Here is a 22,553-nt window from a genome sequence, read left to right as displayed (position 1 = left end):
CTTTTGCCTTTGACTTTGCCGGTAGTGCCGGCCGTTGGCCGGCTCCTGGCGATGCCGGCGACCCGTCACTTTTTCTGCCCCTTCAACGCCCCGCCGGCCGCCGCCCCGCAAACAGACAAGCCCCCAAAGACATGAAAAACACCGCCCCCAACATCACAACCGCCACGCCTTCCTCCGCCTTCATCCCATCCTTGACCACGAGGTGCATATCCCAGGCCATGAACGCGCCCGCCGCAACCGCCAGCAACGCAAGCACACGCGGAAACCAGATCGAGACCCGCCCGACCGGGTTAAACCAGATCCTGCTGGAAAGCAGGAACAGCGCGATGCACAGCAGTGGAAACGCAACCAGCGCGTAGGTCGAGAACACGAGGCATATCAAGGACATCAGCATCAACGCCGGCACCAGCAGGGCCAAGGGCGCGAAACGCCGCAGTCCCGAGGCGCTGGCGCTCGCCCGGCGGGCCAGGATGAAGGCGGCAAAGAACATGACACCGGCCAGAAACGGCGCGGCGAGGAACAGCGAGAAGAAGCCCCTGAAATCGGAGGCAGCAGCGGGTGTGGCAATGGTTGCCAGCACCAGGCCAAGCAACAGCCTGTTGATTCGATCCATGAAGGTGACGCATCCAGTTCAGGAAGACGAAGTGTGAAGATACCAGAGCAGGACGTGCGCACCCATCCGGACTTCGAGCACAATGGACCCCAATTTAACTGCGCAGGCGGCTCCCATGTACGGACTGATTGGCAAAATGCTCACGGAACCCGGCCAGCGCGATGTGGTAATCGACATCCTGCTGCGGGGAACAGAGGCGATGCCGGGTTGCCGCAGCTACATAGTCGCGCGCGATCCGTCGAACGAGAATGCGATCTGGATCACAGAGGCATGGGACAGCGCAGAGCAGCACCGCGCTTCCCTGGCGCTGCCTTCGGTACAGCAGGCCATCGCCCAGGCGCGGCCGCACATCACGGGATTTGGCGAGCGTTTCGAGACCGAGCCGGTCGGGGGTCATGGGATATAGGGTGGTGCGGTAAGTTTTCTGATCACCGCCCAGTAGTTGTACGGGGGCGCCGGGGTAGGGCAGCTGATGCAATGACGGTTCATCGGCCATCCGGCCGTCGTCCTGGAGTCCTCCATGCGCGTCGCTATGTTGTCTTCATCCGTCATCCTCATTACTGCTGCCTTGGCCGCTGGCGCAGCCCACGCGGCGCAGCCGGCGGCGGCCCCCGCCGCCCGCGCCATGCCTGCCCCGGTCAACGCCGCCTCCGCCGGGGTCACCCTGCAGGGGCAGATCACCGCGCTGAACACCCAGACACGTGCCGTCACCGTGACTGGCACCGACGGCGGCGCCGTGGAGTTCGTGGCCGGGCCCGAAGTACGCAATTTCAACCAGCTGAAAGTGGGCGACAGGGTCACCCTGGACTACAAGGCCGCTGTCGCACTGGCTCTGGAGCCGGCCGGTAGCGCGCCGGTGGGCGTAACCAAGTCGCAGGCCAAGACCGTGCCGGTGCCGGGTCAGAAGCCGGGCGGGGCACGCTCCAATACCATCGAGATCGTGACCGAGGTGACGGCCGTCAATCCGGACCGAAATACGATTGCGCTCCGGGGCGCGAGCGGCAACACCCAGCTCATCGCGGTTGAGCGGCCCGACCTGCGCGCCAAGCTGCCCAGCGTGAAGCGCGGCGACCTGGTGAAGATTTCCTATACTGAAGCGGTCGCGCTGGCCATTCGTCGCGACAGTCCCTGATGCCAGCGCGCATCCAGCGCTGATCGCGTCACTCACATGCACGGGCTCGACCAGTTTTTCTGGTCGGGCCCGCTCGCGTTTCGTGACCGCACTCCCACTGGAAATGCGCTTCGTCGCACGGAATTTTCTGATTCTGACGCCATTAGCCTGGTGTATTGAGAACGCCAATCAGAACTTGAAATTCATAAGAGAGAATCTTCTTTAGCTATGCTGATCCCCGCGACATGGTGGCACTTCGGAGCGTAAGAACTCCTAACAAGATGCAACACGATGGACTCTGCGTTGGGAGGGTGACGAAATACAACACCCTCGTGGAAATACGTCGCGCCGGTCTTGTTACGGTTCTTAACCTCCCGACTCCCTCGCCATCCCGGCGAGGGATGTTTCTCAATGGAGGTTCACCATGTCCAGCCATTCGCCCAACACGCCTCCCGGCGTGACCGCCCATCAGAAGCTCTGGTGGCGCAAGCCCAAGAGCGTGATGACCAACGCGCTGCATCACGACAGCCTTGAAACTTTTCCCGGTTGCCCGCCCATTCCGTGCGTGAAACTGCGTGGACTCTGGATCGATGCGCTGGGCATCAAACCGGGTACGCGTCTCTATGTGGAGACGAAGCCCGGCGTCATTGTGCTTTCGACCCAGCAGACAGCCGCTGCCCAGGTGTCGGTGGTGCTGAAGCGCATCTGCGATTCGGCCAACGCTGCTGCATGACTTGCGACCAGGAAGCCGCCGGGCAGAGCCCGGCTCTACGGCGGCTTCGACTGACACCCGCGCTGCTTCGGCGCGGTCAAGAGACGTTTATCTCGGTCAGTGTTTCGCGCCCTGGCTACGTCACCAGCCGTAGCAGGTTTCTGTCCAATGCACGCTGAAACTCTGCAAACGCCGCCAGACCTTCTTCCTTGAAAACCGGCGGCGTTGACAGCCACTGAAACCCAGGACGCGTAGTTGCCAATGACGTTCTACCTTCTTGAAGGCAGGCGACTCAAAAGCGACGAGCCCGACGAGACCTACTGCAGGAAGCGTTGCACCCTGGCCAAGGGATGTAACGCTGAACAGCCTCAACCGATTCGAGAGTGATGGCGCCACGGATGTCTATATCGAGCACCTGCGCAAGGTAGGAAATCTGCTTCGATTGGGCCTTGAAGGCCCGCTGATACTTCACAGTACGCCAAAGCGAGCGGTGTGGATGGCTGCCAGATCAGCGAGCGTAACCTACAAGACCGAGATTCCCGAGTCAGAACTGTCCTGCGCACTTGCAAATGGCGAGGTTCCTCAATCATACATTGCGCACGTTTGCACTCTGCTTGAAGAGGCGCCTTGGGAGTTGCTGGTCATGGCGGTGGAGGAGGGGGCTATAAGGGAGAGCGTCACGCCGGATTCGGTTTGGAGAAAAATCGGCCTGATTTCGACAAGGTTCGACCTGGTCCGCTGCAGAGTTTTCCAATGAACGAACCGGCGACAAAGCCGCCGCTCACAATTCCCACCAAGAACGTCGCGGCATTTATTCGTGAGCTCTCGGAACAATATGACATCCGTCCAACTGTCACGGCTGCGGATCGATGGGCCGCCACCGTCAAACGGGCTGGTCTGATATCCGCCCACGAGATAGCAGCCCTACTTGTTAATTTTCTGCAAGAAGAGCGGCGAGGCGATTGATGCCCATGGTTGCTTTGCCCGGTTTTTTGGGAGAAAGCGAGCCCGTTTGCCCCCTCTGGCCGGATTGACGCGGGGGAACAATTTTGCAGAGTTTGCCGAATCTGGCTAAAACCGACGCCTTCACAGTTCATCTACGTAACCCAACGCAAGCTACATGCGGGGTCTTGGCTCCGGCAAAAAACCGCTCAAGTCTGCAATATTTCCGACGTCCCAGACGAAAGGAGAAGTGGAATGAACATCAACAAGAACCACCTGGCAACTGCTCGCACAGTCGTCGTCGCACTCGTTGCAGGCCTGAGCCTTGCCGGTTGCGCCAGCTACAAAGAAGAGTTCGCAACCATCAACTCCCGCCTCGACTCGCTGGACACCAAGGTGAACAGCGCGGCCCAGAGTGCAGACCAGGCCAACCAGTCCGCACAGCAGGCCAACCAGCGTCTGGACCAGATCGAGGGTCGCCTCCAGCGCCTCGAGTCCCAGCCGACCACCACCAAGCGTCAGCCGCGCGGCTGATTCCTGTTGGGTAACACGTAATACAATTTTAGAAACCGGGACCCGGTGGCCGTTTCTGGCCACCGGCTTCTCTGCTTGACCCCGCAGTTGCTTCAAGGAATCCCCCATTACCATGTCCCTGCATCCTTCCCTCCGGGCTACCTGTAGCGCTCTGGCGCTGGCACTTTCTTTGGCATGTTCCGGCGCGGCGTTCGCCCAGGAAGAGCCCTCCATCGAGGCCGACCACTCCGCCGACGCGGTGGACATGCTGCCCTCCGGGCAGGAAGTTTCCCAAACGGTGATCGACCTGGCCGGTTGGGTCAAGGCGAGCAAGGACACGGCTGGCTATCCATTTGCCGTCATCGACAAGGTCAACGCACAGATCCTGGTGTTTGGCGGCGACGGCAAGCTGAAGGGCGCGGCGCCTGCGCTGTTCGGTTCGGATAAGGGTGACCGCTCAGACCCCGGCGTCGTCAAATATGCATTGAAGGATATTCCAAAGGGCCAGCGCACCACCCCGGCGGGCAGTTTCGTCGGCGGCTACGGCCCTTCGATGGACACCGGGCGGGTCCTGTGGATGGACTTCGATACGGCGGTGTCCATCCATCCCACGGCAACCGGGGTCAAGTCGGAACGTCGCCCCGCGCGACTGGCATCGCCTGAGCCGGACGACAACCGCATTACCAACGGCTGCATCAATGTCGATCCCGAGTTCTATGCCAAGGTGATCAAGCCGACGTTCGAGAAGGGCGGGCTGTTCTACGTGCTGCCGGAGGAGACCGAGATTTCCAAGGTCTTCCCGGAATTTGCGAAGAGCCAGGCCACCGCGCAGCACACTGAAGGCAAGCGCCCCCGGCGTGAACGTGCCGACGCACAGGACGGCGTTTCGCCGTAACTCTTCATGCGCAGCCGAACCGGTTTCGGCTACCGCACCATCTCAAGAAATGCCTCCATCGCAGGCGCCTGCCAGGCGCCCTCGCGGCGGATGATGCTGAGCGGTCGTTGCAAGGCCAATGCTTTCACCGGCAGCCGCACCAAGGTGCCTTCTTCCAGGTCACGCGTCACGCTGATGGTGGGCAGCCAGGCGATGCCGCCGCCGTGGATAGCCGCCTGTTTCAGCGCCTCGGTATTGCCGAATTCCACGATGCTGCCGGTCTGTACACCGAGCGCCTGCAGCAGGTCTGCGATCAGCTCGCGGGTACCGGAGCCGGGTTCGCGCATCAGCAACGGAAGCCCGTTGATGTCTGTCGGAGCCGCGCGCTTGCGCGTCGCGAGCGGGTGCTCCGCGCCTACTACGGGAATCAGCTCATCGCGGCTGAAGGCCTTTGTGGTTACTCCCTCGACCCGGATCGGGCCTTCGATGAATCCCACGCTGAAGCGTAGATCTGCGACGCCCTGCGCAACCTGCTCGGTGTTGCCGACAAACAGGGAGATGCCCACCTGCGGAAAGGCCTTGCGGAACTCGGCGATGTAGCGGGGCAGCACATAGGTGCCGATGGTATTGCTGGCGCCGATGGAGAGCTGACCGGCGCGAGCGTCCGCGAAATCGCGCATGGCCGCCTGCGCACTGTCGGCCACGGCGAAAAGGCGCGTGGAATAGGTGTGCAGCACCTTGCCCGGTTCGGTCATGCGCATGCCACGGGACTGTCGCTCGAACAGGACCACACCCAAACGCGCCTCGAACACCTTGAGCTCCCGCGACAGAGCAGGCTGGGAGACATGCACGCGCAGGGCCGCGGCGGAAATGCTGCCGGTCTCGGCAATGGCGTGAAAGATGGCCAGGTGATGGAGGTTCATGCGCGCGAAGTGGTCAGAGCTGCCCGATAAAGTACTGCACAATCAGGCTGCTGACCGCCACTGCGACCCAGACGCCCAGCCCGAGCAGGATGGGACGCACGCCGGTAGCGGCCATGCGGCGCAGGTTCGCGGACAGGCCAATGGCCGAAAGCGCGAAGACGATCAGCACTTCCGCCAGCAGGTGCAGCACCGGAAGTGCGGCGGCTGGCACCCAGCCGGCCGAGCGAACGCCCGAGGCGACCAGGAACCACAGGATGAACCAGGGAAAGATCGCGGCCAGCTTGAACGTGCCGGCGTCGGTGCCACCCGCGCTGCGCCGCTTGGCCAGCGTGGCCATGACAACGGTCAGCACCAGGCAGATCGGGATGATTAGCGTGGAGCGGGTCAGCTTGACGATGGTGGCGTAACCGCCGGCCAGGTCGCTGTAGGCGTAACCGGCGGCCACCACGGAGGAGGTGTCGTTGATCGCGGTACCGGCCCACAGGCCAAACCCCTGGTCGCTCATCTGCATCAGGTGGCCCAGCAGCGGGAACAACAGCACCGCCACCAGGTTGAACAGGAAGATCGTGGAGATGGCAAAGGCGGTATCGTGGTCGTCCGGCTTGAGGATAGGCGTAACCGCGGCAATGGCCGAGCCGCCGCAGATGGCCGTACCGACCCCGATCAGCACCGTGAGCTTGCCTTCCACGCGCAACCACCGGCCCAGCACCCAAGCGCTCAGGAAGGCAACGGTGACGGTCACCAGCGTCACCGCCAACGATTCCATGCCGGTCTTGAGCACTTCGCCCAGACTCAAGCCGAAGCCCAGGGCAATGATCGACCACTGCAGGACCTGCTTGCCGCCGAAACGGATGCCGGCGTCGAAGCGGCTGCCGGGCGAGACCGTGTTCTTGACCACGATGCCCAGCACGATGCCGAAGACCGGGCCGCCAACCAGGGGCAGCCAATGGCCCAGCACCAAGGCAACCGCCGCGACAGCCGCGGTCAGCAGCAGACCGGCGGCATGGCTGCCGATCCAACGGGAGGGATGTGTGAGAGAGCGAGGGACATGCATTTCGTGAGCAGCCATGCTGAGACGGGATCAGTCTGCGCTCCGCTTCGATATGCATCCAATACAATTAACGTAGATGATCCATGCCAAAAAGGCATGGCATGTAGTGCCGGCCGCCGGCCGGCTCCAGGCGACTCCAACCGAAAGGCGAGCCGGCCAGCGGCCGGCACTACGTGGGCGCTTCGCCTTTGGACTCGCGCTGCGCCTCTTCCTTTGCATCGTTGACGGACAATGCCTGGCGTTCTTCCGGCGTCAGTGCTTCAGGTTCCCTGGCTGGGTCCGCGTCAACGTGGCCAAGGTTGTCGGACGCAGGAGAGCTCAGGGTAGAGATCACAACCTGGCGCCGGGGCAGGGTATTCAGTACGCCGTGTCGCTTCAGCGCGCTGTCGAGCTCCCACAGATAAGCGGCGCGCACCGCGGAGTTCCTGCGTGACGCCGCTTCGGTCAGCCACACCGCCAGCACGTAGTTCGTTACGCTCCCTTCGGCGCCCGCCAACCAGAGCTGCGGCCGCTTGGGTCCCGACGTGGCCAGCGTAAAGGGAACCTGCGCGGCGGCATCCAGCGCTGCCTTCTTCACCCGCTCCTTGTCCACGTCGATGTCTACGTCAAATGCAATCCGGACCCGCCGGTTGACCGAGCCATGGGTCCAGTTCACCAACCGCTTGGTCACGAATTCCGAGTTGGGAACCAGGATGTCGATGTTGTCGTTGGTCGTGATCAACGTGGAGCGGATATCGATCGACTTGACGACCCCGCGCGTGTCCTTGTCCAGCTCGATGAAGTCGCCGACCTTCAACGACCGATCGAACAGCAGGATGAGCCCCGACACGAAGTTGCTGAAGATGGCCTGCATGCCGAAGCCAAGCCCCACCCCGATGGCCCCAGTAAACACCGCGAACTGGCTCAGCGGCAACCCGGCCACCTGCAGGGCGATCAGCACGCCGGCCACCAGGATGGCGTAGTGAAGCAATCGCGAGAAGGTGTACAGGGCTGCCTGGTTGGCGTCCGGGTGGCGGCGGCCGTAGCGATTGATCGCACGCCGACACACGCCTGCGATCAGCAAGGTGACCAGCACCGCTGTTACGCCGGCGAGCGCGTCGCCCACGCTGAGATGCCAGCCGAACATCGCGAGCGGCTCGAACGCCAGCGCATCCTGGAGCTTATGCAGATATCTCATGATCCTGGGCCGCCTCGCGTTGGTGAAGCGGAGTAGGGCAACGAAGCCTGTGCTGGCTACTATCGACGGGCTCCCAACGCACGTCGACCGTAAAAGTACGGTCGACGCCAGTGGGTTTCTACGGGCGGCCCGGCGGTTGCACTGACGCGCGCAGGACCAACTGGTGGGGCAGTACATGGTTCACGATGTTCTGCCGCGCGCCGGGCGTGCGCCTGATCTCGCCCAGCAGGATGTCGATCGCGGCGTCGGCCATCTCCGCTACCGGCTGGTGAATGGTGGTGACTTCCGGCCAGACCATGGTCGAGGCCGAGGTGTCATCGAAACCGACCACGGACAGGTCGCCCGGCACCTGTAGGCCACGACGATGCGCTACCGAGACCACCGCAGACGCCATATCGTCATTGCTGGCGAAAATGGCGCTGGGCGGGCAGGGCAGTGACAGCAGCTGCTGCGCGGCCTCCAGGCCCGACCGGTACGTGAAGTGACCGGCGTAGACCAGTGCCTCGTCGTAGCCGATGCCGGCATCGACCAAGGCGTCACGGTAGCCCTGCGAGCGCTGCGCGCTGGCGGTCTGGTTGGGGTCGCCGGCAATGTAGCCGATGCGGCGATGGCCCTGCGCGATCAGATGTTCCACGATATCGCGGCTTGCGTGGCGGTCGTCGATGCGCACGCAGGAAATGCGGCCGCTGAAGTGGCCGGAGGCGATGGCGACCACGGCGATGCCGGCGTTGACGAATGCATCGACGATGGCCTTGGACTCGCATAATGGCGGCGGCAGTATCACGCCTGCGACGCGGCTGGCCAGGCTCCGTGCCGCCTCCCGGCGTGCCCGTGGCCCCAATTCATCCCAGCTCGCGATCAGCAGCTGCACTGCCGCCCGGGTGGAGCCGCGCAGGGCGCCGACCAGCAGTTCGCGCAGGTAGCTGGAACTGGGATTGGTGTAGATCAGCGCGATGCAGGTCTGCTGCGCGGCGGCCAATGCGCTGGCCGCCAGGTTGGGCCGGTAGTCCAGTTCCTGCACGCTGCGCAGCACCCGTTCCCGGTTTCCCTCACGCACGCCGGTGTGGCCGTTGATGACCCTCGAAACCGTCATGGCCGAAACCCCGGCATGCGCCGCGACCTCGTCGATGGTGACGGCGCTGCCTTTGCGACGCACCGCTTTGGGGGTGTTCCTCAAGGACCGGTCTCCTTTGCTGCGTTGCATGATGACAACGGTGTGACGGAGTGATTAGTCTGCGCCCTGACGCGATGGTAGCGCTACCACTGAGCCGGGGTAAGGCCAGCGGAGATTCCCCCATTTACCACGCGCATGTTCTGGCAACTGCAAGCGATTTCGAGGTCCCACCGCGCCCTTGGCGTGGTGCGAAGTACATCCATTCGATCGTATGTCAGAGGGGAGAGTCATGAGCGCTTGTGCTTTCCGTCGTACCCCAGACCTGAGGGCTCACGCATGAGCCGCAAGCTGGCGAAACTAACGTCCCGGGCCATGTTCACCTTCGTCGGTGGCGTCCTGGTCATCAATCCCGCTTTTGCACAGGACGCGTCGACGCCGGCACCGGCCACGACCGCTCAGCAGACCCAGAGCACGCCGACCCAGCTCGACACGGTGCAGGTCACCGGTATCCGCAACAGCCTCAGCCAGGCGATGGATATCAAGCGCGACTCGGCGGGCGTGGTGGACGCGATCAGTGCCGAAGACATCGGCAAGTTCCCCGATACCAACCTGGCCGAGTCCCTGCAGCGCATCACCGGCATCTCGATCGAGCGTCGCGATGGTGAAGGCGCACAGGTCACCGCGCGTGGTTTTGGTCCGCAGTTCAACATGGTGACCCTCAACGGCCGCCAGATGCCCGGTGCCGACGCATTCGGTGCGGCAGGACAGGTCGCCATCGGCGGCGTGGACGGCGGTACCCGCGCCTTCAACTTCGCGCAGCTGGCCGCCGAAGCGGTCAACGGCATCGAAGTGTTCAAAACCAGCCAGGCCAACGTCCCCAGCGGCGGTATCGGCGCCACCATCAACATCCTCACCGGTCGCCCGTTCGACCATGAGGGCACCGTGGCCAGCGCCGGCGCCAAGATCGTCTCCGACCAGAGCCAGCCGTTCGACAACGACATCACCCCGGAACTGTCCGGTATCTTCAGCTATACCAACCCGGACAAGACCTGGGGCGTAGGCGTCAGCGCGAGCTACCAGAAGCGCAAGGGCGGCTCGGTACAGGCCACCAACAACTACTGGAACATCCAGCCGTGGACCGGGACCATGCCCGGCAACCCGACCGTGACCAATGCACCGGCGATCGGCGCGCTGTACGGGCGCCCGAACGACCTGCGCTATGCCTTCGCCGACTTCGAGCGCGAGCGCATCAATGGCCAGGCGGTGCTGCAGTTCGCACCGACCGACGCGGTCACGCTGACCCTGGACTACACCTACTCGACCAACGAGATCGAAGAGAATCGTGGCGAGCAGGGCATGTGGCTGCAGAACAGCAACTACACCGACGTGGTGTTCGACACCAGCGGTGCGGTCGCCACGCCGATCTACATCCGCGAAATCGCCGGCACCAAGGACTTCGGGCTCGAGCAGCAGCGCAGCATGCAGAAGTACAAGCTGGGTTCGCTCGGCTTCAATGCCACCTGGAACATCACCGACCGCTTCAAGCTGAGCTTCGACGGCCACGACTCGAAGAACGAGAGCCGCCCGAACGATCCGCTCACCGGCGGTGGCTCCATCTTCTCCAGTATCGCCGGCACCAACAACTGCACCACCGGTCCGCAGTGCGGTGGCACCTACGTGCAGGAAATGGTCTGGAACAACGGCCTGCCGGTCGGCACCCAGGTCTGGTATCCGACGGCCGCCGACGCCATCGCCAAGACCAATGGCGTGGTCAACGCGGGCTTCGTGCCGGGTGAGATCGGCTCGCAGGTGCTGCGCATCAACTCGCAGACCCAGATCAGCGAGATCAAGCAGGGTCGCGTGGACGGTGAGTGGGCCTTCGACGCGGGCCGCTTCCAGTTCGGCGTGGACTCCAGCAAGCAGACCACGCACCGCCTGCAGGCCGCGGAAAACTACAACACCCTGGGTGACTGGGGCGTGGCCAACGTCAATGGCGACGTGGCCAACGGCCTGATGGATCTGCTGCAGCCGGTGAACATCGTCGGCATGTTCGACGACTTCAACGTCAACAGCTTCAGCGCCTGGCGTGGCGACGCCGGCCGCCTGGCCCAGTGGGCGGGCCAGTACTACGGCGCCAACCTGGGGGTCAGTCCGCAGAATGCCGCCGACAACCGGGTCGAAGAAAAGACCAATTCGGCCTATGTCCAGATCGAGCTGGACGGCGACCTGGGCGGCCACCGCACCAATACACGCCTGGGCGTGCGCTACGAAACCACCGACGTGGTCTCGACCTCGATCATCGCCACGCCCGAGTCCATCCAGTGGCAGGCCAACAACGACTTCCGCGTGTTGTTGTCCGACGACAAGCAGCCCTTCACCGAGAAGACCAGCTACAGCTACATCCTTCCGAACCTGGACTTCAGCATCGACCTCCTGGACGACCTGAAGGGCCGCATTTCCTTCGGCAAGAGCATCGCGCGCGCGCCGATCGGCAACCTGTACGCCGGACCGACCGCACAGCAGCCGTTCGGTTCGGTGCTGATCGACCCGTCCTCGCGGGCCAGTGGCACGGCGCAGAACCCGGCGCTCAAGCCGCTGGAATCGGACAACCTGGACCTGGCTCTGGAGTGGTATTTCGCCGATGCCAGCTATGTGTCGGTGACCTACTGGAACAAGCAGGTCGACAACTTCATCGGCAACACCATCGTGCAGGAAAACCTGTACGGCCTGCGCGACCCGACCTCCGGGCCGGACGCACAGGCGGCGCTGGGGTTCCTGACCAGTGGCGCCTGTATCACCCAGGTGGGTCCGGCCAACGCGGCGGCCTGCTCGGCCAATGACACCTCCCTGTTCACCGCATTGGCGCTGCTGCGCAACAATCCGGCCGGGCTGGGCGCCTACAACGGCACTGACGCACAGGTGCTGGCGACCGAGGCGGCCTACGACCTGTACGGGGAGGCGGACGATCCGCTGTACCAGTTCAACGTCAACCGTCCGATCAACCAGAACCAGTCCAAGCTGCATGGCTGGGAACTGGGTGGGCAGTACTTCTTCGGCGACACCGGCTTCGGCGTGCTGGCCAACTACACCATCGTCAACGGTGACGTCGGCTACAACGATGCGGGCGACCCGAACGTCGACCAGTTCTCGCTGACCGGCCTGAGCGACACCGCCAACGCCATGCTGATGTACGAAAAGTATGGCTGGTCGGTCCGCCTGGCCTGGAACTGGCGCGACCAGTACCTGATCCTGGCCAACCAGGGGTCGAGCCGAAACCCGTACTATGTGGAAGAGTACGATCAGTGGGATCTCAGCGTGGGGTATACGCTGAATGACAACTGGTCGTTCAGCCTGGAAGCCATCAACCTGACGGGCGAGGACGTGCGGTGGCGTTCGCGCACCTCGCAGATGATGGTGAAGCTGGCTGACCAGGATCCGCGTTACATGCTTGGCGTTCGTTACAGGTTCTGAACAGGTCACGGGTGCCGTTGCTTGGGCAGCGGCACCCGTGCAGGCTCCTGCTGGGATTGGACTACACATGCCGCGTTACGAAATGCTCAACAACATCGCCCACCGCGACCTGCGCGTGGCGACCGGCTTCGGGCCTGAATTCGGCGACGCGGTCGGCATGGTGCCGGCGTACCCGAGCGAGTTCGCCGAGCTGCAGCGCGAATACCCCATTTTCCTGCGCAGGGACACCGCCTCCGGTGCATGGCAGTCGGTGGTCCTGCTGGGCTTTGAACAACACGAGAACCTGTACCTGGACGAGGGCCGCTGGAACGCGTCGTACCTGCCAGGGGCCGCGGCCAAGGGCCCGTTCCTGATCGGGTTCCAGGAAAACCGCATAGACGGCGAACTCACCCGCGAAGCGGTGCTGCACGTGGACCTGGATCACCCGCGCGTGAACAACAGCGCCGGCGAACCGGTGTTCCTGCCGCAGGGTGGCAATACCCCGTATCTCGACCACATCGCCACCGTGCTGCGCGGCATCAACGATGGCCATGCCTTCGGCGCGGAGATGTTTGCGATGCTGGACGCCAAGGGGCTGATCCAGCCGGTCACGCTCGACGTGCAGATCGACGCCGAGCATCGGGTCGGCGTCAACGGCCTGCACGCGGTCGACCGCGATCGCCTGGCCGCGCTGGACGGTGACGCGTTGGCCGAGCTCAACCGCGCCGGTTACCTGGAAGGTGCGTATCTGATGCTTGCCTCGCTGCATAACATGCGACGGCTCATCGCCGAGAAACAGCGCCGCCTGCGCCTGCAGGGCAGGAACTGAGCGATGGCCGACGGGGCGGCGATGCGGACACTGGAAGGGCTGGCGCCTGCCGCGCTGCCGCTGGAGGCGCTGGTCGCCGCCGGCGAACCCGTGGTGCTGCGCGGCGTCGTGCGTGACTGGGGCCTTGTCCAGGCCGGGCTGCGCTCGACCAACGACGCCATGGACTACCTGCGTGGGTTCGACGCCGGCGTGCCGGTGCCGTATTCCCATGGCGAACCCGCCATCCAGGGCCGTCCGTTCTACAACGCCGACTTCACCGCGTTGAACTTCGAGGTCCGCCGTGGCGTGCTGGGCAAGGTGCTGGAGGAGATTGCGCGTCACGTTGACGATCCCCAGCCGCCCATGTACTACATCTCTTCGCTGCTGATCGATCGGGCATTACCGGGCTTCTCCGAGCACAACGACGCCGGCCTGGCCGGGCAGGGCATCGACGCCTCGGCCAGCATCTGGATCGGTAACCGGGTCACCGCGTCCTGCCATTTCGACACGCCGGACAACCTGGCCTGCTGTGCGGTGGGACGTCGCCGCTTCACCCTGTTCCCGCCGGAGCAGATCGACAACCTCTATCCGGGCCCGCTTGAGCCTACGCCGGGCGGCCAGGTGGTCAGCGTGGTGGATTTCGACACTCCGGATTTCAAACGCCATCCTCGTTTCCGTGACGCACTGGCCAGCGCGGTCACCGCCGAACTGGAACCCGGCGATGCGATTTTCATTCCCAGCATGTGGTGGCACCACGTGCGCAGCCTGGCACCATTCAACGTATTGGTGAACTACTGGTGGCGCAGCGTGCCTGGCTTCCTGTCCTCGCCGCTGCCGGCCCTGCAGCACGCCCTGTGGGCGCTGCGCGACCTGCCGCCGCGCGAGAAGCAGGCGTGGGCGAAGATCTTTGAGTACTACGTATTTGGACCCGCAGAGCGCGCCGGGCAGCACCTGCCCGAGGCCGCCCGCGGCGAACTGGCACCGTTCGACGAACTGCAGTCGCGCCGCACGCGCGCCCAGCTGCTCGCTCGACTCAACCGCTGACAGGGGATCGCTTTGAACGCTGCCAACACCACCACGCCGGGCCGGATCCGCAAGGTCGTCATCGCCGGCGGCGGCACCGCCGGCTGGCTCGCCGGCTGCGCGCTCGCCCACCAGTTCCGTGACCAGCTCGAAATCACCCTGGTGGAGTCCGAGCAGATCGGCACCGTCGGCGTGGGCGAATCGACCGTGCCACCGATCCGCACCTTCCACCGTTTCCTGCAGATCGACGAGCAGGAATTCCTGCGCGAAGTGGCCGGCACGTTCAAGCTCTCGATCTCGTTCGAAAACTGGCGTCGCCCCGGCGACCGCTTCATCCATCCGTTCGGCACCATCGGGCAGAACACCTGGGCCACGCCGTTCCACCACTTCTGGCTGGACAGCCAGCGCCGCGGCATGTCCTCGGACCTGGGCGACTTCTGCCTGGAAAGCGTGGCCTCGCGCGGGGACCAGTTCTCGCTGCAGACCCAGCCCCAGGTCAATTACGCCTACCACTTCGACGCCGGGCTGTACGCGAAGTTCCTGCGCCGCAAGGCCGAAGCGAATGGCCTGCGCCGGGTGGAAGGGAAGATCCGCGAAGTGCGCCAGCACGCGCATGACGGCTCGGTGCAGGCGCTGGTACTGGAAGACGGCCAGGTGCTGGAGGGCGATCTGTTCATCGACTGCACCGGGTTCCGTGGCCTGCTCACCGAGCAGACCCTGCATACCGGCTACGAAGACTGGAACCAGTGGCTGCCCAGCGACCGCGCAGTAGCCGTGCAGACCGAATCGGTGAAGCCGCCGGTGCCGTATACCCGCGCCATCGCGCACGAGGCCGGCTGGCGCTGGCATATCGCGCTACAGCACCGCGTGGGCTGTGGCCTGGTGTTCTCCAGCCGCCACATGTCCGACGACGAAGCGCAGGCCAAGCTGCTGCGCGACATCGAAGGCGAACCGCTGCGCGACCCGTGGCTGGTCCCGTTCCGCAGCGGGCGTCGGCTCAAGGCCTGGAACAAGAACGTGGTGGCGCTGGGCCTGGCCAGTGGCTTCATCGAGCCGCTGGAATCGACCAGCATCCACCTCACCATCAGCTCGGTGGTGCGCCTGATCCAGCTGTTCCCGATCGATGGCATCACGCCGACCCTGCAGGCGCTGTACAACGACGTCGGGCAGAAGGAGATGGAGCACGTGCGCGACTTCATCATCCTGCACTACCACGCCACCCAGCGCGACGAACCGATGTGGAAGGCCGCCCGCGAGATGGAGCTGCCCGAGTCGCTGGCGGTGCGCCTGCGCGCGTGGCGGGAGCGCGCGCACGCCTGGCAGGACCCGGGTGAGTTGTTCCGCGTGGACTCCTGGACCAGCGTGCTGATGGGACAGGGCATCCAGCCCGGGCCCGCCCACCCGTTGGCCAGCGCGATCAGCGACGACGACCTGCGCACCCTGCTGCAGCGCATCCGCCAGCCGATCCAGCAGGCGGTGGCGACGATGCCGTCGCAGGCCGAGTTCATCGCGCGCTACTGCAAGGCGTCCGAGGACGTCTGGCCGCGGAGGATGGCGACCGCGTAGCGAAGCTGCGCGTTGTTGCCCGGATTTGGTAGCGCTACCTTTTGAAGCATACGGGGTGTAAGGGATGGAACTGGTTGCCGGAATCGATGCAGGCACACAGAGCTTGAAAGTGCTGGTGTACGACCCTGCCGCGCGCAAGGTCGTGGCCAGCACCAGTGCTTCGCTGGAGCTGGCCAGCGGCGCCGATGGCAGCCGCGAGCAGGCCCCGGCCGACTGGGTGGCCGCGCTCAACAGCTGCTTCGCGGCGATTGCACCGGCGGTGCGTTCGCGCATCGTGGCGCTGGCGGTCTCGGGCCAGCAGCACGGGTTCGTACCGCTCGACGCGGCAGGGCAGGTACTGGCACCGGCCAAGCTCTGGTGCGACACCAGCACCTCGGCCGAATGCACGCAGATCATGGATGCGGTCGGCGGCACCGCGCAGACCATTGCAGCGGCCGGCAACCCGATCCTGAGCGGCTACACCGCTTCCAAACTACCGTGGACGAAGACGCACCGGCCCGAGGCCTACGCGAACCTGGCCACCATCCTGCTGCCGCACGACTACCTCAACTTCGTGCTGACCGGCGAGCGCTTCTGCGAGTACGGCGACGCGTCGGGTACCGGCTGGCTGGACGTGCGCACCCGCACCTGGTCGCCCGACCTGCTGCGCGCCACCGACCCGGACCGTGACCTTGCGGCGTGCCTGCCGCCCATCGCCGCGCCCGAAGCGCTGTACGACATCGCACCCGCCGCAGCTAAGACGCTGGGGCTTCCGGCTACGGTGAAAGTTGCCGTGGGCGGCGGCGACAACATGATGGCGGCCATCGGCACCGGCTGCGTCACCCCGGGTCGCCTGGCGATGAGCCTCGGCACGTCGGGCACGCTGTTCGCTTATTCCGATACACCGGTTGTCGACCCCGAAGGCGCCTGGGCCGCGTTTTGTTCGTCCACCGGCGGCTGGCTGCCGTTGATCTGCACCATGAACTGCACCGTGGTCACCGAACAGGTGGCCGACGCCTTCGACTTCAACACCCGCCACGCCGACGGCCACCTGCGCAATACGCCCCCCGGCGCCGACGGCCTGGTGATGCTGCCGTTCCTCAACGGTGAGCGCACCCCGGACCTGCCGCTGGGCAAGGGGGTGCTGGCCGGCCTGGACACCACCAACATGACCCCGGCGCACTTCTACCGCGCCGCGATGGAAGGCGCCACCTACAGCCTGAAGTACGGCTACGACGCCTTCGTGCGCGGTGGCATGCAGTTCGACCGCATCGTGCTCACCGGCGGCGGCAGCAACAGCGCGCAGTGGCGGCAGCTGGTGGCCGATGTGTTCGGCCTGCCAGTGGACGTGCCGACCCAATCCGAAGGCGCGGCATTCGGCGCTGCCCTGCAGGCGCTGTGGGCGTTGGGGCATGCGCGCGGCGAGGGTGCTTCCATCGCCGACATCACCGAGCGGCACGTTGCGCTCGACCCGCAGCTCTCGGCCCGTCCGGACCCGGCGCGTGGCCACGCCTATGCCACCGCCTACGCCCGCTTCCTGCGTTACCTCGACGCCCTCACGCCGCTGCAGCGCGGCTGAACCCCACTTCACGCGACACCTCGCACAACGAAAGGAAACCGCACCATGAGCACGCAGCCCTTCATCGGCGCCACCGAGTATTTCCCCGGCATCGGCCGCATCCCCTTCGAAGGGCGCGGCTCGGACAACCCGCTCGCGTTCAAGGTGTACGACGCCAACAAGGTGATCGGCGGCAAGACCATGCAGGAGCACCTGCGCTTCGCGGTCTGCTACTGGCACACCTTCTGCAACGCCGGGCATGATCCGTTCGGGCCGGGCACCCGCCGCTTCCCGTGGGAATCCAGCTCGCCGCTGGCCAGTGCCGAAGCCAAGGTGGACGCCGCGTTCGAGTTCTTCACCAAGCTCGGCGTGCCGTACTGGTGCTTCCACGACATCGACCTGGCGCCGGACGCCGACGATGTGGGCCAGTACGAAAAGAACCTCAAGCACATGGTCAAGCTGGCCAAGGAACGCCAGGACGCCACCGGCATGAAGCTGCTGTGGGGCACCGCCAACCTGTTCTCGCACCCGCGCTACATGAACGGTGCGTCGACCAACCCGGACTTCGCCGTGGTCGCGCGCGCGGCCGTACAGGTCAAGGCCGCACTGGAAGCCACCGTTGAACTCGGTGGCGAGCACTACGTGTTCTGGGGCGGCCGCGAAGGCTATGCCTCGCTGGTGAACACCCAGATGAAGCGCGAGGTGGAGCACTTCGCCCGCTTCCTTACCATGGCCCGCGACTACGGCCGCAGCATCGGCCTGAAGGGCAACTTCCTGATCGAGCCCAAGCCGATGGAGCCGATGAAGCACCAGTACGACTTCGACAGCGCCACCGTGGCCGGGTTCCTGAAGGAGCATGGCCTGCACAAGGACTTCAAGCTCAACATCGAAGCCAACCACGCCACGCTGTCCGGCCACACCTTCGAGCATGACCTGCAGGTCGCCTCGGACCATGGCCTGCTTGGCAGCATCGACGCCAACCGCGGCAATGCGCAGAACGGCTGGGACACCGACCAGTTCCCGACCGACCTGTACGACACCGTCGGCGCGATGCTGGTGGTGCTGCGCCAGGGCGGGCTGGAAGGCGGCCTGAACTTCGACGCCAAAGTGCGCCGCGAATCCACCGACATGGAGGACCTGTTCGTCGCCCATATCGGCGGCATGGACGCGTTCGCGCGCGGGCTGGAGGTCGCCCATGGGCTGCTCAACGACTCGCCCTGGGAGCAGTGGCGCGCCGAACGCTACGCCAGCTTCGACAGTGGCGCCGGAAAGGACTTCGAACATGGCAAGCTCAGCCTGGCGGACCTGGCTGCACTGGGGGCGAAGGGCGGTGAGCCCACGCAGATCAGCGGCAAGCAGGAACGTTACGAAAACCTGATCAACACGTACCTGCTGCGCTGAGCGCAGCCCCAAGGATGAGCCCATGACCCACCTTCTTCATTCCCGCCGCAGCAGTGCCCTGATGGTCGCGGTGGTCCTCGCGCTGGTTGCCTGCAAGGGCGACGACACGGCTGCCGAAAAGGCCCCGGCCGCCGCCACCGCCAGCGGCGAAGCCAACCCGTGGCCGTCGGTGGCCTGGCCGCTGGCCGAAGACCCCTCCCTGGAAAAGCGCATCAACGACCTGATCGCAACCATGACGGTGGAAGAGAAGGTGGGTCAGCTGATCCAGGGCGATATCGCCAGCATCACCCCGGACGACGTTCGCAAGTACCGGCTGGGCTCGATCCTCGCCGGCGGCAACTCGGACCCCGGTGGTCGCTACGACGCCTCGCCGGCCGAGTGGCTGGCCCTGGCCGATGCGTTCTACGCCGCCTCGATGGATACCTCGCAGGGTGGCAAGGCGATTCCGGTCCTCTTCGGCATCGACGCGGTGCACGGGCAGAGCAACATCGTCGGCGCCACGTTGTTCCCGCACAACATCGGCCTGGGCGCGGCGCGCAACCCGGAACTGGTGCGCCGGATCGGCGAGATCACCGCGCTGGAAACCCGCGCCACCGGCATGGAGTGGGCGTTCGCGCCGACCGTGGCGGTGCCGCAGGACGACCGCTGGGGGCGCACCTATGAGGGCTACTCCGAATCGCCCGACGTGGTGGCCAGCTATGCCGGCAAGGTGGTGGAGGGGTTGCAGGGCAAGGTGGGCTCGCCGGAGTTCCTCGACGGCCGCCATGTGATCGCGTCGGTGAAGCACTTCCTGGGCGACGGCGGCACGACCGACGGCAAGGACCAGGGCGACACCAAGGTCAGCGAAGCCGATCTGGTCCGCATCCACGCGGCCGGCTATCCGCCGGCGATCGCGGCCGGCGCGCAGACCGTGATGGCATCCTTCAACAGCGTCAACGGCGAAAAGATGCACGGCAACAAGCCGTACCTCACCGACGCGCTGAAAGGTCGCATGAACTTTGGCGGTTTCGTGGTCGGCGACTGGAACGGCCATGGCCAGGTCAAGGGCTGCACCGCCACCGACTGCCCGGCCACCATCAACGCCGGGCTGGACATGCCGATGGCCTCGGACAGCTGGAAGGGCATGTACGAAACAACGCTGGCCGCGGTGAAGGCCGGCACCATCAGCCAGGAACGGCTGGACGACGCGGTGCGCCGGATCCTGCGGGTGAAGATGCGGCTGGGCCTGTTCGAGGCCGGCAAGCCGTCCGCGCGCTCGGTCGGCGGCCAGTTCGCGCTGATCGGCGCGCCGGACCATCGCGAGGTCGCACGCCAGGCCGTGCGCGAGTCGCTGGTGCTGCTCAAGAACCAGGGCGGCGTGCTGCCGCTCGCACCGAAGCAGAAGATTCTGGTGGCCGGTGACGGCGCGAATGATGTGGGCAAGCAGGCCGGTGGCTGGACCCTGAACTGGCAGGGCACCGGCACCACGCGCAAGGACTTCCCGAATGCGGACACCATCTTCGAAGGCCTCGCGCAGCAGGTGAAGGCCGCTGGCGGCCAAGCTGAGCTTGCCGTTGATGGCAGGTACAAGACCAAGCCGGATGTCGCCGTGGTCGTGTTCGGCGAGAACCCGTACGCCGAATTCCAGGGCGACCTGGCCACGCTGGCCTACAAGCCGGGCGACGACTCGGACCTGCAGCTGCTCAAGAAGCTCAAGGCCGACGGCATCCCGGTGGTCGCGGTGTTCCTGAGCGGCCGCCCGCTGTGGGTGAACCGGGAGATCAACGCCGCCGATGCATTCGTCGCCGCGTGGCTGCCCGGTTCGGAAGGCGCAGGCATTGCCGACGTCCTGCTGCGCAAACCCGACGGGGCCGTGCAGAACGACTTCAAGGGCAAGCTCAGCTTCAGCTGGCCGCGCACAGCGGTGCAGTACGCCAACAACGTGGGCCAGAAGGACTACGACCCGCAGTTCGCGTTCGGTTACGGCCTGACCTACGCCGACAAGGGCGACCTTGCCACTTTGCCCGAAGTTTCCGGCGTGACCGGCAACGAAGGCGCGGCCGGCGTCTTCTTCGCGGCGGGCGATGCCGGTGCCGGCATGGCGCTGCGCCTGGAGAACGCCACGGGGCAGGGCGTGACCGTCACCAAGGTGCCGGAAGGCCTGGACGGCGACCTGCTCAATGTGACCGGCGTGGACCACCTCAAGCAGGAAGACAGCCGCCGCCTGGCCTGGACCGGCAAGGGTGAGGCGACCGCCGCGTTGCAGTCGCACACCGCACTGGACCTGCAGCGGGAGAGCAACGGCGACCTGATGCTGGTCACCACGCTGCGCGTGGATGCCGCGCCCAAGGGCGAGGCGTGGCTGGCGGTGGGGTGCGGTACCGGCTGTTCGGCGCGTGTACCGCTGGGACCGACCCTGGCCAAGCTGCCGGCAGGGCAGTGGACCCGCGTGGGCGTGCCGCTGAAGTGCCTGGCCGGTGCCGGTGCGCAGGTGGGCAAGCTGGACCGCCCGTGGTCGCTGGTGAGCGCATCGGCGATGACCGTCTCGGTGTCGCGGGTCGCACTGGGCGCCCTGAACGAAGCCGACGTCACCGTCGCCTGCCCGGGAGCCTGACGATGCGGCGCGCCCTACCGACCTCTGGGCGGGCGCGCCACCGAATCGCGCTCCACCAACCGGTGCGGCAGCACATGGTCGGTAAGCGGCCGCGCCTCGTCGTTGCGGTTGCGGATGGTGCGCAGCAGGATGTCGATGGCTGCGTCGGCCATCGCCGCAATGGGCTGGTGGATGGTGGTGAGTTCCGGCCACACCGTGGTGGCGGCCGAGGTGTCATCGAAGCCCACCACGGTCAGGTCGCGGGGCACGTCCAACCCGCGCCGGTGCGCGACCGAAATGGCGGCTGCACCCATGTCGTCGTTGCTGGCGAAAATCGCGGTGGGCGGGTTCCCATGCGCCAGCAGCAGCTCTGCGGCGCCCAGCCCGGAGCGGTAGGTGTAGTTGCCGCGCTGGACCAGTTCGGGGTCGACCTCCAACCCGGCCTCGTGCAGCGCGGTGACAAAACCGTCGTAGCGGCGGGCGCTGGCACTGAGGTCGTCGCGTCCGCAGATGAAGCCGATGCGGGTATGCCCGTGCTGGATCAGATGCTCGGCCATTTCCTTGCCGGCGTGGAAGTCGTCGATGCGCACGCAGGAAATACCATCACCCTGGCGGCCGGACGCAATCGCCACAACGGGGATGCGCGCCTTTACCAGCTCGCCCACGGCGGCCGCGGACTCGCACAGCGGCGGCGGCAGGATCACGCCGTCGACCCGGCTGGCCAGGCTGCGCGCGGCCTTGCGCTCGGCCTCGGCATCCATGTTTTCCCAGTAGTCGATGGTCAGCTGCACCGGCGCATTGGAGGCCACCCGCAGCAGGCCGACCAGAAGTTCACTCAGGTAGGCACCGCTCGGATTGGCGTAGATCAGCGCGATGCGGGTGTGCTGCGCGGCCGCCAGCGAACTGGCCGCGACATTGGGCGTGTAGCCCAGCTTGCGCACCGCGCGCATCACGCGTTCGCGGGTCTCTTCGCGCACGTTGCCCTGGTTCACGGCCCGCGACACGGTCATCGGCGAAACGCCTGCCAGCGCCGCCACCTCGTCGATCGTCACGCCGCTGGTTTTGCGGCGGACCGATTTCTTCGGCTTGTCCAATACGCGTTTCCTTTCGTTCTCGTAACGCTACCGTGCGGCGGGCAGGGGAGATGATGCAACGGCCAAGGCGCG

18 protein-coding genes are annotated in these 22,553 nt (G+C 65.3%); 12 read left to right on the top strand and 6 right to left on the bottom strand.

Annotated features, from left to right (window positions below; genetic code table 11):
• Window positions 1-82 precede the first annotated feature (82 nt).
• Window positions 83-613 carry a hypothetical protein gene (locus PDM28_RS10100; RefSeq protein WP_311181841.1) on the bottom strand — a complete coding sequence of 177 codons (531 nt, stop codon included), beginning with the start codon at window positions 611-613 and terminating at the stop codon, window positions 83-85.
• Window positions 614-728: 115 nt separating this feature from the next.
• Here PDM28_RS10100 and PDM28_RS10095 point away from each other — a divergent pair, with 115 nt between their 5' ends.
• The 5 genes from PDM28_RS10095 to PDM28_RS10075 all read left to right on the top strand — a co-directional run bounded on the left by PDM28_RS10095 (window position 729) and on the right by PDM28_RS10075 (window position 4,786).
• Window positions 729-1,019: a putative quinol monooxygenase gene (locus PDM28_RS10095; RefSeq protein WP_311181840.1), complete on the top strand. Its 291-nt coding sequence runs from the start codon at window positions 729-731 to the stop codon at window positions 1,017-1,019.
• 114 nt (window positions 1,020-1,133) lie between these two features.
• Window positions 1,134-1,745: a hypothetical protein gene (locus PDM28_RS10090; protein WP_311181839.1), complete on the top strand. Its 612-nt coding sequence runs from the start codon at window positions 1,134-1,136 to the stop codon at window positions 1,743-1,745.
• Between the two features lie 403 nt (window positions 1,746-2,148).
• Window positions 2,149-2,457 carry a SymE family type I addiction module toxin gene (locus PDM28_RS10085; RefSeq protein WP_311181838.1) on the top strand — a complete coding sequence of 103 codons (309 nt, stop codon included), beginning with the start codon at window positions 2,149-2,151 and terminating at the stop codon, window positions 2,455-2,457.
• Window positions 2,458-3,633: 1,176 nt separating this feature from the next.
• Window positions 3,634-3,912 (top strand): hypothetical protein, encoded by a 279-nt coding sequence (locus tag PDM28_RS10080; protein ID WP_070206200.1) that lies wholly within the window; start codon window positions 3,634-3,636, stop codon window positions 3,910-3,912.
• Between the two features lie 157 nt (window positions 3,913-4,069).
• Entirely contained in the window at window positions 4,070-4,786 is a 717-nt protein-coding gene (locus PDM28_RS10075) for a L,D-transpeptidase (protein ID WP_102945029.1), read from the top strand.
• 29 nt (window positions 4,787-4,815) lie between these two features.
• Here PDM28_RS10075 and PDM28_RS10070 read toward each other — a convergent pair whose 3' ends face one another.
• The 4 genes from PDM28_RS10070 to PDM28_RS10055 all read right to left on the bottom strand — a co-directional run bounded on the left by PDM28_RS10070 (window position 4,816) and on the right by PDM28_RS10055 (window position 9,093).
• A complete protein-coding gene (locus tag PDM28_RS10070) occupies window positions 4,816-5,688 on the bottom strand; it encodes a LysR family transcriptional regulator (RefSeq protein WP_311181834.1) in 873 nt (290 codons plus the stop codon).
• 13 nt (window positions 5,689-5,701) lie between these two features.
• The gene (locus tag PDM28_RS10065; RefSeq protein ID WP_311181833.1) at window positions 5,702-6,742 is read right to left on the bottom strand and encodes a YeiH family protein; all 1,041 of its coding nucleotides are present in this window, start codon (window positions 6,740-6,742) and stop codon (window positions 5,702-5,704) included.
• A gap of 166 nt (window positions 6,743-6,908) precedes the next feature.
• On the bottom strand, window positions 6,909-7,916 hold the full coding sequence (locus PDM28_RS10060) for a mechanosensitive ion channel family protein (RefSeq protein ID WP_311181832.1): 1,008 nt from the start codon (window positions 7,914-7,916) through the stop codon (window positions 6,909-6,911).
• Window positions 7,917-8,034: 118 nt separating this feature from the next.
• Window positions 8,035-9,093, bottom strand: coding sequence for a LacI family DNA-binding transcriptional regulator (locus PDM28_RS10055; RefSeq protein WP_425507590.1), 1,059 nt, complete (start codon window positions 9,091-9,093; stop codon window positions 8,035-8,037).
• Between the two features lie 309 nt (window positions 9,094-9,402).
• Here PDM28_RS10055 and PDM28_RS10050 point away from each other — a divergent pair, with 309 nt between their 5' ends.
• The 7 genes from PDM28_RS10050 (at window position 9,403) to PDM28_RS10020 (ending at window position 21,408) form a co-directional block, all read left to right on the top strand.
• On the top strand, window positions 9,403-12,501 hold the full coding sequence (locus PDM28_RS10050) for a TonB-dependent receptor (RefSeq protein ID WP_425507589.1): 3,099 nt from the start codon (window positions 9,403-9,405) through the stop codon (window positions 12,499-12,501).
• Between the two features lie 67 nt (window positions 12,502-12,568).
• Entirely contained in the window at window positions 12,569-13,309 is a 741-nt protein-coding gene (locus tag PDM28_RS10045) for a SapC family protein (RefSeq protein ID WP_311181830.1), read from the top strand.
• 3 nt (window positions 13,310-13,312) lie between these two features.
• Window positions 13,313-14,332 carry a cupin-like domain-containing protein gene (locus PDM28_RS10040; RefSeq protein WP_311181829.1) on the top strand — a complete coding sequence of 340 codons (1,020 nt, stop codon included), beginning with the start codon at window positions 13,313-13,315 and terminating at the stop codon, window positions 14,330-14,332.
• A gap of 12 nt (window positions 14,333-14,344) precedes the next feature.
• A complete protein-coding gene (locus PDM28_RS10035) occupies window positions 14,345-15,877 on the top strand; it encodes a tryptophan halogenase family protein (RefSeq protein WP_311181828.1) in 1,533 nt (510 codons plus the stop codon).
• Window positions 15,878-15,941: 64 nt separating this feature from the next.
• Window positions 15,942-17,435 (top strand): xylulokinase, encoded by a 1,494-nt coding sequence (xylB, locus tag PDM28_RS10030; protein ID WP_311181827.1) that lies wholly within the window; start codon window positions 15,942-15,944, stop codon window positions 17,433-17,435.
• Between the two features lie 45 nt (window positions 17,436-17,480).
• Window positions 17,481-18,815 carry a xylose isomerase gene (xylA, locus tag PDM28_RS10025; protein ID WP_311181826.1) on the top strand — a complete coding sequence of 445 codons (1,335 nt, stop codon included), beginning with the start codon at window positions 17,481-17,483 and terminating at the stop codon, window positions 18,813-18,815.
• A gap of 22 nt (window positions 18,816-18,837) precedes the next feature.
• The gene (locus tag PDM28_RS10020) at window positions 18,838-21,408 is read left to right on the top strand and encodes a glycoside hydrolase family 3 protein (protein WP_311181825.1); all 2,571 of its coding nucleotides are present in this window, start codon (window positions 18,838-18,840) and stop codon (window positions 21,406-21,408) included.
• A 14-nt stretch (window positions 21,409-21,422) separates the two neighbouring features.
• On the opposite strand, the gene PDM28_RS10015 is transcribed toward PDM28_RS10020, so the two are convergent.
• A complete protein-coding gene (locus tag PDM28_RS10015) occupies window positions 21,423-22,481 on the bottom strand; it encodes a LacI family DNA-binding transcriptional regulator (RefSeq protein ID WP_311181824.1) in 1,059 nt (352 codons plus the stop codon).
• Window positions 22,482-22,553: the final 72 nt, after the last annotated feature.

Source organism: Stenotrophomonas aracearum, from assembly GCF_031834615.1.
Lineage (GTDB): Bacteria > Pseudomonadota > Gammaproteobacteria > Xanthomonadales > Xanthomonadaceae > Stenotrophomonas > Stenotrophomonas aracearum.
The sequence above is the reverse complement of the archived record's forward strand: the minus strand, read 5'-3'. Positions and strand labels throughout refer to the sequence as shown.